Source organism: Algoriphagus sp. (assembly GCF_024305035.1).
Taxonomy (GTDB): domain Bacteria; phylum Bacteroidota; class Bacteroidia; order Cytophagales; family Cyclobacteriaceae; genus Algoriphagus.
Genome location: NZ_JAMWZB010000056.1, coordinates 1 through 11,651, shown reverse-complemented (window position 1 = coordinate 11,651; position 11,651 = coordinate 1). Strand labels below are relative to the sequence as shown.

General features: G+C 36.5%; 13 protein-coding genes. 4 read left to right on the top strand and 9 right to left on the bottom strand.

What is annotated here, in order from left to right; translation table 11 throughout:
• Positions 1-233: 233 nt before the first annotated feature.
• The 8 genes from Q0L00_RS19280 to Q0L00_RS19245 form a co-directional block, all read right to left on the bottom strand.
• A complete protein-coding gene (locus Q0L00_RS19280; RefSeq protein ID WP_297338529.1) occupies positions 234-2,510 on the bottom strand; it encodes a hypothetical protein in 2,277 nt (758 codons plus the stop codon).
• Positions 2,511-2,553: 43 nt separating this feature from the next.
• A complete protein-coding gene (locus Q0L00_RS19275; RefSeq protein ID WP_297338528.1) occupies positions 2,554-2,745 on the bottom strand; it encodes a hypothetical protein in 192 nt (63 codons plus the stop codon).
• A gap of 192 nt (positions 2,746-2,937) precedes the next feature.
• The gene (locus tag Q0L00_RS19270) at positions 2,938-3,531 is read right to left on the bottom strand and encodes a hypothetical protein (protein WP_297338527.1); all 594 of its coding nucleotides are present in this window, start codon (positions 3,529-3,531) and stop codon (positions 2,938-2,940) included.
• A 158-nt stretch (positions 3,532-3,689) separates the two neighbouring features.
• Positions 3,690-4,643 carry a hypothetical protein gene (locus tag Q0L00_RS19265; RefSeq protein ID WP_297338526.1) on the bottom strand — a complete coding sequence of 318 codons (954 nt, stop codon included), beginning with the start codon at positions 4,641-4,643 and terminating at the stop codon, positions 3,690-3,692.
• 177 nt (positions 4,644-4,820) lie between these two features.
• A complete protein-coding gene (locus Q0L00_RS19260; protein WP_069796431.1) occupies positions 4,821-5,027 on the bottom strand; it encodes a GDCCVxC domain-containing (seleno)protein in 207 nt (68 codons plus the stop codon).
• A 1-nt stretch (position 5,028) separates the two neighbouring features.
• On the bottom strand, positions 5,029-5,628 hold the full coding sequence (gene merTP, locus Q0L00_RS19255; RefSeq protein ID WP_035630394.1) for a mercuric transport protein MerTP: 600 nt from the start codon (positions 5,626-5,628) through the stop codon (positions 5,029-5,031).
• On the bottom strand, positions 5,625-5,999 hold the full coding sequence (locus Q0L00_RS19250) for a metalloregulator ArsR/SmtB family transcription factor (protein ID WP_087941489.1): 375 nt from the start codon (positions 5,997-5,999) through the stop codon (positions 5,625-5,627). Before Q0L00_RS19250 ends, merTP begins: the two co-directional genes overlap by 4 nt.
• A gap of 152 nt (positions 6,000-6,151) precedes the next feature.
• Positions 6,152-7,288: a site-specific integrase gene (locus tag Q0L00_RS19245; RefSeq protein ID WP_297338525.1), complete on the bottom strand. Its 1,137-nt coding sequence runs from the start codon at positions 7,286-7,288 to the stop codon at positions 6,152-6,154.
• Positions 7,289-7,735: 447 nt separating this feature from the next.
• Here Q0L00_RS19245 and Q0L00_RS19240 point away from each other — a divergent pair, with 447 nt between their 5' ends.
• Positions 7,736-8,011, top strand: coding sequence for a hypothetical protein (locus tag Q0L00_RS19240; RefSeq protein ID WP_297338524.1), 276 nt, complete (start codon positions 7,736-7,738; stop codon positions 8,009-8,011).
• Here Q0L00_RS19240 and Q0L00_RS19235 read toward each other — a convergent pair.
• A complete protein-coding gene (locus Q0L00_RS19235) occupies positions 8,003-9,109 on the bottom strand; it encodes a Fic family protein (RefSeq protein ID WP_297338523.1) in 1,107 nt (368 codons plus the stop codon). The genes Q0L00_RS19240 and Q0L00_RS19235 overlap by 9 nt on opposite strands.
• A 195-nt stretch (positions 9,110-9,304) precedes the next feature.
• Here Q0L00_RS19235 and Q0L00_RS19230 point away from each other — a divergent pair, with 195 nt between their 5' ends.
• From Q0L00_RS19230 to Q0L00_RS19220, 3 genes are all read left to right on the top strand, one after another.
• Positions 9,305-9,532: a helix-turn-helix transcriptional regulator gene (locus Q0L00_RS19230; RefSeq protein ID WP_297338522.1), complete on the top strand. Its 228-nt coding sequence runs from the start codon at positions 9,305-9,307 to the stop codon at positions 9,530-9,532.
• A gap of 351 nt (positions 9,533-9,883) precedes the next feature.
• On the top strand, positions 9,884-11,026 hold the full coding sequence (locus tag Q0L00_RS19225) for a site-specific integrase (protein WP_297338521.1): 1,143 nt from the start codon (positions 9,884-9,886) through the stop codon (positions 11,024-11,026).
• 2 nt (positions 11,027-11,028) lie between these two features.
• Positions 11,029-11,637, top strand: coding sequence for a hypothetical protein (locus tag Q0L00_RS19220; RefSeq protein WP_297338520.1), 609 nt, complete (start codon positions 11,029-11,031; stop codon positions 11,635-11,637).
• The last annotated feature ends 14 nt before the right edge of the window (positions 11,638-11,651 follow it).

The following is an 11,651-nucleotide window of genomic DNA, read 5'->3' as shown; positions in this document are numbered from 1 at the left end:
CCAATTATTATAAACTTTTCATTAGTAAAAAATCAAACTAAGCAAAGACGGGGTTACTCGGGTGGATACCGTTTTGCCGCTTTGCGAAGGCGGGGATTTTTACTACTAAACTTCATTAGAAGCACAAAACTTGAATTTTGCACTTCACTGTCATAGAAGCACGAAACCCCCGCTTTTGCAAAACGGCTGTTAGCTGTAGGGATTCGTTCCGTGTATTGGTAATAATTTGTCATTTATGGTTCAATTAAAGGAAAGAGTCTAATTGCACCACTCTTTGTTTCCCAATTCGACCCTGTCTTATTCCTGTCTGGCAAAGTTCCATTTATAGGGCAAATCAACAAATCGGCTAGTTTAATGGTTGATTTAGCAAAATCCTCTATGTCATTATCACTTACTAAAGCACCGTCAAAAGTAAAGTGAGCACCAACCTGATTCCTAACAGCTTTCAGGTTTTTAATTTCATCTATTACCGGTTTTAAATATACCTCATCAACAACGGTATTATTACAGAACTTTCCATCTCCTAAATCAGCCATTTTTTGCACTCTTAACACTTTGAGTAGGTCTTTTGATAAACAATCTAACAGTTCACTCAATGTGTAGTCATTGCCAGGTTTTCTTTTCAAGCGACTTTGAAAGTTAAATGTCAAAAAATCAAGAATAGCTTCTAAAAACCTGCCAGTAGCTCCTGAAAGATTTTCACGGTGAAAGTACTCTGGTGAACTTAAATAATACTTTATTTCTTCCAAAACGAGCTGTGGCTTTGCAACTGTTATACCTCTTTCCATTGACCATCCTCGCAATTCCAAAAATTGAATATTGAGATTTGGTGCTCTGTTATTTCGATATCTTTCCCGCCACGGTCGATAATGTGTAGAAATAAATACGTGAGCAAAATTTTTAGCTTGATTATGGATAAGAGAAATAATTCTGTCTAAATGCCTTTCATCTACTGACATTACAACATCATCAAGTATTAATATAACATCTTTATTACTCTCCTTCTTTGCAAGTGCAATAAAAATACATAGCCCTAAGGTATCTAAGTGGGATTCACTATAAACAGATTGTGGGGTAATATTTGATTCCGTATGGAAATTGGCGGAAAGATTAAGAGAACTTTGAAAAGTATGATTTAAGAAAAGCTTCACGTTCCCTAAACCTTCATTCGGATGAATTTCCTGATACATTGTTTCTACTTCATCAGAAATGGATACTAATTCGCTGTCAATAAATTTTTTCCGTGTATCTTCTAATATGTCTAAAGCGGCTTTTGCTTGATTTAATAATTTATCTAACTCACTACATTTTTTTGTGCTTCTAATTATGCTTTCATAATTCGACTTTATTGAATTATGAATTCCAACCGACTTATTAACCGTTTGATTATGCTTCGATAATTTTTCTACTTCTGTCGTGAGCTTTAAAGAAACTTCATTGAATAATGTGTAGTTTTCTTTAGTGGTGTTTGTTTCTAATATTTTACTTAATTCATTGGTGAATTCAAAATCAGGCAATTTAATGGCTAAGTTTTTAAAACCTATCAATTGAGTATTGAAAGGTTCGATCTGCCCCTGCAATCTGTTGTATAATTTATCTTTTTCAGCTTTGGATAAGTTTATAGCTTGTGTCAGTTGATTTAACTCCTGCATTTTTGCTATTCTTCCATCAACATTTTCAAGAAGTTTCTGCTTGTCATTATCCTTTTCACACACTGGACATTTGTCAACTTCGATTTTTGCTGTAAGGAACTTTTTAGTTTCATTTAGAACAGATAGTAAATCAGTCTCTGAATTAGGGTTCTTAAGCTGATATTCTTTAAGTTTCTTTTCCGCTTCTAAGAGGTTATTTTTTGCTGTTGTATATTTTGCAGTTTCCGTTTTAATGCTTGAAACAACAGCTTGCAATGAACTCCATTTTTGTAAAACAGAATTGTTTTCTTGAAGTTCTACAGCAAGTTTTGAATTGTCCTTTTTAATTTCTGACTGAACCCAATCTTTCAAATTACCGAGTGGATTTTCTTCCTTATTCCAAATATCAGTCAGTGTACTCTTTGCATCTGAAAGACTTTTGCGGTTTTGTCCAAGTTCTTTGTCTAGTGTTGTAATTAACTTCTTTAATTCCCCTTCTGATTTTTGAATATTTGAAACATCAATGAATGACGAAAGTACCTTATACCGTGCCGATGGTGTATCTTCAATAAATGAGGTGATTTGAGCTCTTCTTAGTGCTTTTAATTTGGGTAAACCATCAGTTGGATTCTTTATTATTTTATTTGAGTTTGCTGAAAGTGTAGCCTTAAATGTTTGGGTATCTGTCTTAAGTTCAATCAATAAATCAGAGTTACTTGCACCTAAAGATTTTAGAAATGAATAGTCTTTATTCGATTTGTCATCCAAAGATCCAGCACTATCAGTACATAAACAGACCAAAGCATCTGCAATTGAGGATTTACCATTCCCGTTTTCAGCATAGATTAACGTGATATTCTTGTCTTGGCTAAAATTCAAGGTAAGAGGTTTAGTCGCACCTCTGAAGGCTTTGATATGTAAACTACTCAGTTTCACCCTTAGTCTTTTTTTCTAGGTTTATTATTTGATTCTCAATAATTATTTTCCAATCAATTTCTCTGATAGTTCCATTAGCAATTTTACTTTCCAAATTGATTTCTTCATCAGCAATCAATTTTTCCGCTTTTAACTGCTTTACAATTTCTTTTGCAACTTTGGTATTGTTATCATTCATATTTTCACTATTCAGTTTTCAGTCATCTTGGGGTTTCTTATCCTTACAGCTAACGGTTTGGCGCTTGGCGAAGAAGCGGATTTCGAAGCACTAAACTGTCTGCCAGCACTGAACTTGATACGAAGCACAAAGTTTCATTTAACCTCTGAACCCGCTTTTTTGCCAAACGCCTGTTAGTGGCTGGCTTTCTTGTCATTTCGTTATCCATTTTGTCAATTTTGCTAAGAATGTCGGTTTTGGATTTTCATACGAGTATGATTTAGTTTCAGTGTTATAAAATGAGTCTTTTACTTCTTTTGTCACAACGTCTATTTCAAAACGAAAAGGTTCATTGCTTGTCTGATAGTTCCAATAAGTAGCATACAGTTTATTATTTCGTATTTCATTAAGTTTTATGTCGTCAAAGTAGTAATTGTCAAAAAGCACAAAGTCATTACCGTCAATGTCCATATAACGTAAGTCAAAACCACTTGAATAATAAATGTTTTCTTCTTTCTCGTCCAAAATCGCAGTTTTTGTGTCAGATATTTCAGTTTTATTAAGTTGTTCTCGTGTATTTATGTCTATTAAAAAAGTTTGTCCGCCTACTACAACAAATGATTTTCCTTTACTTGTCAGATTTATGATAAACGTTCCTTGTTCGACCCAACTTTGTTCAAATGAACCAACCCATTCTTGTTCGTCTTTATCTACAAACTTTATCCATAAACAATTTGGTGTAATTTTTCCAAAATGTTTCTCTGGATATTGTCCTGAAATTGGTCTGTATATAAATTCTGCGTTCATTTTTTTCTTTACGGTCGGTCTGTTAAGCTTGCCACTAACGTTCTCGGGCTTTGCGTTCGGGCGGAGTTTCGAAGCACAAAGTTTCAATTTACTATAAATTTCATTAGAAGCACAAAACTCCAAGTTTGCACGTCAGCCCGCCTGACGCAAAACCCGTGTTAGCAGAGGTTTTTTCTTTTGGCAATCCAGTCATACATTGCTTTTAGGTTTGGAACATCATATAAGTATTTCAAATTGTCTTGCTCCAATGGATAGAGTGTAAGTGTAATTTGAGAACCTTCCGTTCTAAACTTTTTATTCAAGTTTTCAATTACTTCTGATATTGGCTTTAAAGGCAAAGGCAACATTGTTCCAAACATTCTTTCGGTGTTACCAGTGTCAAGATTAAACATAGCCACAAAGCATTCAAGTCCTTTGTCGCAGATAAAATAAACACCTGTCATTGATTTCGGGTATGGAGGAGAAAACCAAAATCCTTCTGGGTAAACTCGTTCTTCTGGATTTTTTAATTGCTGTCTAATAATGTCAAAGCAATTGTCAAGAAGCAAAGAATAACCGAACCGTTCAAACATCATTAAATATCCAGTTTTGAGAAGAGCATATTCCAAATTCTCAGGAATTACTCGGCTCTTCAAAAAGTCCATATTTATAATTTTACCACCATTGATTTGCTCCATTGTCTTATCTAACTTTTCGGGGTGGTTATTCTTTTTGCTATGAAACATTGTCATAGTGCCGTCTTCGGCAACAGTTATTTTTCCTTGAAAAGTCTGTCCGTCAATGTTAACTTTAACTTCTGTTTCAGTCCCGGGTATAAATTTACCACTGTCAATTTCGCGAAGTCTTTCGGTTAAATGAAAATCAATTTTGTGTCCTGCTGTATTATTACACGACTTACAAGTCAAAGTGTTTGCTGAACCGCCTAAGGATTTGGGTGGTGCATCTTCAAGAGTTAATGGGTCGTTTGAATTTAAGTCGTTGTGAGGTCGCAAACAGATTGGGCATAAATAAACGTCTTTGTCAGCGGTCACGAAACCGTTGTCTATAAGTAAGTTTAAATTGTCCCTAAACTTATTGAAAATTATTTGTCGTCTGTCTTCACCTTTACTCATTGGTCGGTCGTTTAAAATCTCTGCTAACGTTTTGCGGCTTGGCGAAGGTGGCGATTTAACCACAAATGTTCATACGAAGCACACACTTCAAATTTACGAAAAACTGTCATACGAAGCACTGAACCGCCACTTTTGCCAAACCGCTGTTAGTGGCTGGGCTTCTTTGTTTTCCGTCTGTCAGCAACATTTTTTGTCCTGCTGAATTGGTGGACAAGCAACACTTCCGTAGCTACAATAAACACAGCAGTCGCCTTGTTTTGGTTTTAGAACTTGTTTGCATTTTTCACATTCGTAAAAATATTGGCAAGCGTCTGTCGGCATTGTTTCTTCTTTCTTATGTCCGCAGTTGGGGCAAGTTATTGTTGATTGTAATTTGATTTCCATTTTAATTTTCTTTTTTGTCGGTTACAGAATATCCTGTTGAGTTTATTGCTTTTTCGATTTCAGAAATATTTGTTTTTGAGTTGTCAAATTCTATGATTGCATTTCCATTTTCATATGAAGCGTTTGAACTTATTATTCCTGTCAATTTATTTACTTCGTGATTTACGTGTTCTTCGCAACTCGCACAAGTCATTCCGCTAATCGTAAATTTTACTTTTTGAATATTGGATTTGTCCACTACTATGATTTGCTTTTCTTTCTTTGGGTAGAAAATGCTTGAATAGTATGGAAAGGCAAGCATAACGATTGCAAATGCTGTTACAATTCCTAAAAACATTTTTGACTGAATGAATTTTGGTTTTTCTTCTGTCTCACAGTTGCAGTCAATTTGCTTTTTAGGTTTCAACTTTTGATACCAAGCAAAACCAAGAACCAAAATTGTCAAACCGATAAAATATGGTCTGAAAGGTTCGAGCCAAGAAAAAGTAGAAGCAAGTCCGCTTGTTCCTGCAATGAGAGCCAAGACAGGTGTAATGCAACACAATGAAGCTGCAATTGCTGTTAAAAGTCCTGCTCCGATTAGTTTGTTGTCTGTTTTCATAATGTTTCTAATATTTTGTTTTCGTCAAGTATTTTGAAAAACGGTTTCAGCATTTTTTCATACTCTTTTGTCAACGAGTAAAAAATGGTTTGTGCTTCTCGTTCGGTTTCAATAAGTTTTCTGTCTTTGAGTTTTCTCAAGTGTTGTGAAACTGCTGAAATTGTCATGCCGAGAATGTCGCTTATATCACAAACACAAAGTCGTTTTTCTTCATAGATCAGAAAGAGAATTTTCAGTCTTACGTTGTTTCCTGCCAATTCAAGTCCGTTTGATAAATAGTCAAATGAGCCGTTGAGTTCTGAAACTCTGTCTTTACAGCGATTTATTTGTTTAATGTCCGCTTGTTGTCGTATGCAAGAATTGTTGTCCATAGTACAAAGGTAGTCAATTTGCTTATTTAAGCAACTACTAAAATACGAAACATCAAAAAGAACCCGATTTGTCTGTCGGGTTGTGTCGTCATAGCCTTGCCACTAACATTTGTGGTTACGAAACTCCCCCGGTTGCCTATTTCGTCTATATCTCATTTGTCCGAAGGGTTCTTGCCGAGTCCCGAGGCCAAATTAATAATTTCGTCCAAACTGTCAAGTGGACTCTGAACGTTTTTGTTGGAAATCGACAGAATGTGCGTATAGATCTCCGTCGTTTTGCTGCTTTCATGGCCCAGTAGTGCTTGCACATACCTAAGGTTTGTCCCTTGCTGAAGTAAATGAGTGGCAAAGGAATGCCGTAGCGTATGAACAGTTGCCCATGGGTTGGCTCCACTTTTCTCAATTGCCTTCCTGAGTATCATCTGGATACTTTTGGCCGAGTATTGACAGCCGTCCTGGCCCTCAAAAAGCCAATAGGCAGGCTTGTAGTGTTTGAAATAATTCCGAAGCAAATTCAAAAGATGGGGTGAAAGAACAGTCCTCCTATCCTTCTTTCCTTTCGCTCCTTTAATAAACAAATATCCCTCATCGGAATGGATATCTGCAATCCGAAGCTGAATGGCCTCGCTGATCCGTAATCCGGCGCTGTAAATTGTCATCAGAATGGCCCGGTGTTTCAGGTTTTCTGTTACCCCTATCAACCCAGCTACTTCCTCTTTACTCAATACATTGGGCAGGGAATGGCTTTTTTTAGGTCTTTGAATTTCATACACTGTTCTTGGTCTGCCAAGGACATGCTCATAATAGGCCTTAATCGCGTTTATCAGTGTGTTTTGAGCACTTTCAGAGATTTTATACTTAGTGATTTGATGATAAACAAAAGATTCAATCTCCTCTTTGCTCAGCTCCTTTAAGTCCCTGCTTTCAAAAAAGCCCAGAAATTGTTTTAACGCTGAGGTGTAATTTTTAACTGTTGATGGACTGAACGCCTTAAGAATCAATTTTTGACTCAATAACATAATCACTTCCTCCGATTTCTCACTTAATGTTCTTTCAGGCGATTTTGGAATGGTTTCGAACTCTTTGACATCATATTTCCCCCGGAATAATCCCTGTACCCTCTCCCAATTCTCAACAGTATTGACTAGGCTCCAAAGTTTTTGCTGGGGATGATAATAACTCGTATTCAGTTTTTTCAACTCTTCCCGTTCTTCCTTAAGCAGAAAAGGTATAAATAGCTTAAACCGCCCAGCCCGATGATGAGGTTTGAATAAAATAATCCGTTCCATTGTCTTTTTTCCCACCTAATTAGGAAGAGAAAAATCACCAATCGGTATGTAAAAACTTATAGTCGTTTGTAAATGTTTGTTGTCATTTGTTGTCGGAAATTTCCGAAGTATCAAAAACAAAGAGCCTCAATTTCAATAAATTTATTTATGATGGTGGGTTAGATGGAAAAAGCAATATGAAAAATTTCACCTTACTATTTTTCAATTTTGCCAGTTGTGGCAAAATTGAAATTCAAGTCTTCCAAAGATTTGTCAGGGAGAAGTGAATATTAACTACGAATTTGTGCCATGATCAAATCTGAAAAGGACCTAGTTGCTGATTATGAGAAAAATATCTGGCCGGAGATGAATTGATCGAAGCGAGCAAAGTGGCTTATCGAACAAAACAACGACCGCGTTACTGAAAGATGCCGGAAAAAGTAAAACTGAGTAAGATTTAATCAAAAAATGGACAACCAAATCGAGATATATCAAGGAAGGGACGGTCAGACCCAAATCGAGGTCAAGTTTGAAAAAGATACTGTTTGGCTAAATAGAAATCAAATTGCCTCCCTCTTTGGAAGAGATGTTAAAACCATCGGCAAACACATCAACAATGTTTTTAATGAAGGAGAATTGGTGAAGGAAGTGGTTGTCGCAAAATTTGCGACAACCACTTTGGTTCATAGAGATCATGAAATCCTATATTTTGACCTTTATTCAAACAATAAATCCTCAATTTGAAATTTCCACCATTGGGAGATAGTATCGCGTATGCCTAAGTTTACCAGTCTTTTTTAGAGCTCCAAGGGCTACCATTTCCGCTAGATCTCTGGTGGCAGTAGCGGGAGAAGTTTTACTGATACGAATGTAATTCTCAGCACTCAGTCCACCTTTGAAACCTTCTGGTCCTTCACGAAACAACCGCAGCGCGACTTTGGACTGACGCTCATTCAGCTTAGTCCGGAATTCTTCAAAGTAGCGAGCCTTTTCCACTATATATAGAATCAATTTCTGCACATTGATTTGGGCTTTCAACACCTCTTCAGAAAAATAAACCAACCAATCTGTCACCTCCAACGAGCTATTGGCACGCTCTAAAGCATGATAATATGCCTTTTTATTTCGCTCTATGGTACTGGAAAGTGAAGTGATCAAGGGATGCTTGGCACCCATCGCCAGGGCTTTTTCTGCAATGGCTCGTCCAATTCGACCATTTCCATCTTCAAAAGGGTGAATTAATTCAAAATACAGGTGCGCCAATCCGGCATGAACCAATGTGGGCATTCCTTCGCTGAAAGCACGATTGAACCAAATAAGATAATTTTCCATCTCTTTTGGCACCCTATGAGAAGGTGGAGCGTCATAGAAAACTTGAGGCGAATCTAACCTCCCCGATACAATCTGCATCGGATCTACATGAACTCGATAACCTCCGACAATTTCCAAATCAATCCTTCCGTTCATCATCATTTGATGCCAGGAGAATAGGCGCTCTTGGTCAAGAGGCTCATGGTAACTCTTGTAGAGATCCACCATCATTCGGGAAACACCCGTTTCTTTGGGACCAGGCCTTCTTCCATCAGACTGCAATCCCAGCTGACCACGAATAGAGGATTGAACAGAATCTCTATCTAATATCTCCCCTTCAATTTTCGAGGTAACCAACGCTTCGTTGCTCAAAAGACTTACCTTTAGTTCATCCGCATCCTCAGACGACACCGAACTAAGTGAACCTAAAATCAAACCCGTATTTCGATGAAATTCGCGTTCTAATTGAACAAATGCCGCTGGGTCAAATGTGAAGTTTGGCCAATCCGCTCTCTCCCAAATCCATTTCATGAGCTATTGAGATTATTTCTATAGCTCAATAATACGAAATAAATGAGTTATAGAATGACCTTCTATCCCTCACAGTAAAAGATTTGGCTAAAAATTATATCCAAAAGCATATAAAGATCAATAAAACCTAATTTTTATACGCAAAAGCATATAAACCAACTCTTTTTTCTACATTTATATGTAAATACATATAGAATGAATCAACTAGCCGAATTTGTTAAAACCAGAAGGAAGCAATTGGGGCTGACTCAGGAAGAATTTGCCGACAAAGCCGGAGTCGCACTTACCGTAATCCGGAAAATCGAACAGGGAAAGGAAAATCTTAACCTATCCAAGGTAAATCATGTATTGAGCATGTTTGGTCATGTATTGGCTCCCATTGATGCAAGAGATCCAAATAGGTTTAGTAAAATACCCCTGTGAATTGGCAGTTTTTTGTTGTAGAAAGACCAGAATTAGCCCAAGCGCCAAGTATTTGAAAAGACCAAAAAAACCTGATTTTTAACCGCGAAAAAAAAGTCCAACTCACTTTTGTACCTTATTTGTACCGATTTTTTCCATTTATCTTATTTACAACTAATTACACTTTCTGTATCGGGAAGTAAATTCACTTTTCTTCATTTTCCTTTAGTTTACTTTTGGTTCAAATTCAACACATTAACACTTTTTTGTTTGACTTTATCATCTTTCATTGATACTTTAGTTCCAACCTTAGTACAACTTTAACAAAAAAGGTTGTACAAGTGTACAACCTAAGGAACAAACTAAAGCATCATGAAGATTTCTTTGAAGCAAAAGAAACTGAAAAATGGCAATTCGAGCCTATACCTCGAGTACTATAAAGGATCTACTACAAATGAACACGGAAAACGTGTTCACTTGAGGGATTTTGAGTTTCTGAACATTTACCTGGAAAATGAGCCAAAGTCTGCAGTTGAGAAAAAAGAGAACAAAGAAAAACTTCAGTTGGCCGAAAACATCCTGTCTATCCGACAAGCTGAACATATCCAGGGAAAGTTTGACATCAAAAATCTCAGTAAATCCAAACGCCCTTTTTTAGATTTCTACAAAGAGAAGATGGAAGAGAAATCCCATTCGGAAAAGAATTATGGAGTATGGACTTCTGCTTTTGTTCATTTAAAAGATTGCATCAGTCCTAATTTTCTTTTTGATGAAGTTGACGACCATTTTTTGAAAAGGATTAGGAAGCATTTTGACGAAGTGGCTAGAACGAAAAGTAACCTCCCCCTCTCTTTAAATTCCAAATATTCTTATTTTAATAAATTCAAGGCATGCTTAAGAAGCGCGTTTGACGAAGGATATTTGAATATCAATTATGCTGAAAGGGCGAAGTCCTTTGAACAAGCAGAAAGCCAACGAGAATACCTGACCTTTTCTGAGCTTCAAAATTTAATCGACACCCCCTGCAAATACGAGGTATTGAAGAAAGCATTTGTTTTTTCATGCTTGACTGGCCTCAGATGGTCTGATATCAACTCATTAATATGGTCAGAAGTCCGAGATGAAGACGATGATATTTTCCGAGTAAATTTTAGACAGCAAAAAACTGATGGCGTCGAATATTTGTACATTTCAAAGCAAGCCAGAGATTTACTGGGGCCAAGAAATTCGCCTCGTGATCGAGTTTTTGTTGGCCTTAAATATAGCGCAGTCTATAACAACGAAATTGTTCGATGGTGCAACCGGGCCGGGGTATCCAAGCATATTACTTTTCATAGTGCCAGGCATACCAATGCTGTCTTACTTCTTGAGAATGGCGCAGATTTATATACCGTCCAAAAAAGACTCGGCCATAAGGAAATTCGAACCACCTCTATTTATGCGAAGGTGGTTGACAAAAAAATGAAAGAATCTGCTCATCTAATTCCTAAGCTTAATTTGGATTTGAAACTTTAAAAATGGAAAAATCAAACACCAAAATTTTTATTTCTACTTTATTAATATTGTTGCCCGTCATTTTTTACACTTGCATCACCCTTTATCTCAATTTCACTCTTTTCGTTTGGGTGACTGGGATCAGTATGATTGTGATCCAAATGTTTTATACCTGGAAGCTAATTAGTAGATATTCAATCTGGTATGCTGATTATATGTTTGATGAAAAAATGGTGGGATTCCGAAAAAAGCTCGAAAAACCCAGAATATTCTTTTATTCCATTTTTTGGCCAATAATGAGTTTAAGTGTTTATGTCATTCTGGCTACAAATCCAAAAGGTACTCTTTGGAAGGATGTTCTACTTTTTGCACCGTTCGTTTTCCTGTTCATTGTAGGAGTTTTGTTTCTAGATTTAACATGGAAGCCAAAATTTGAGAACACATATATTCCTTTGGTAAAGAAAAATTTAAAGCAAAGACAGCAGAATTTTAAATCGAATTATACCTTATCTCAGTTAGCACAGATTTTTGATGGAATGGTGGATAATGGTTTCTTAGAGTTTATGGATCTTGAAAAACAAAAATACCACAGATGTCACCAGAAAATAACATTACACAGTTTTCAGAAATAATAAGTACATAATTT

Coding starts and splice junctions, on each gene's coding strand:
- Q0L00_RS19220 (WP_297338520.1), top strand. CDS start 11,029: ATGGAAAAATCAAACACCAAAATTTTTATTTCTACTTTATTAATATTG.
- Q0L00_RS19225 (WP_297338521.1), top strand. CDS start 9,884: ATGAAGATTTCTTTGAAGCAAAAGAAACTGAAAAATGGCAATTCGAGC.
- Q0L00_RS19230 (WP_297338522.1), top strand. CDS start 9,305: ATGAATCAACTAGCCGAATTTGTTAAAACCAGAAGGAAGCAATTGGGG.
- Q0L00_RS19240 (WP_297338524.1), top strand. CDS start 7,736: ATGGACAACCAAATCGAGATATATCAAGGAAGGGACGGTCAGACCCAA.
- Q0L00_RS19245 (WP_297338525.1), bottom strand. CDS start 7,288: ATGGAACGGATTATTTTATTCAAACCTCATCATCGGGCTGGGCGGTTT.
- Q0L00_RS19235 (WP_297338523.1), bottom strand. CDS start 9,109: ATGAAATGGATTTGGGAGAGAGCGGATTGGCCAAACTTCACATTTGAC.
- Q0L00_RS19250 (WP_087941489.1), bottom strand. CDS start 5,999: ATGGACAACAATTCTTGCATACGACAACAAGCGGACATTAAACAAATA.
- Q0L00_RS19265 (WP_297338526.1), bottom strand. CDS start 4,643: ATGAGTAAAGGTGAAGACAGACGACAAATAATTTTCAATAAGTTTAGG.
- merTP (WP_035630394.1), bottom strand. CDS start 5,628: ATGAAAACAGACAACAAACTAATCGGAGCAGGACTTTTAACAGCAATT.
- Q0L00_RS19270 (WP_297338527.1), bottom strand. CDS start 3,531: ATGAACGCAGAATTTATATACAGACCAATTTCAGGACAATATCCAGAG.
- Q0L00_RS19275 (WP_297338528.1), bottom strand. CDS start 2,745: ATGAATGATAACAATACCAAAGTTGCAAAAGAAATTGTAAAGCAGTTA.
- Q0L00_RS19260 (WP_069796431.1), bottom strand. CDS start 5,027: ATGGAAATCAAATTACAATCAACAATAACTTGCCCCAACTGCGGACAT.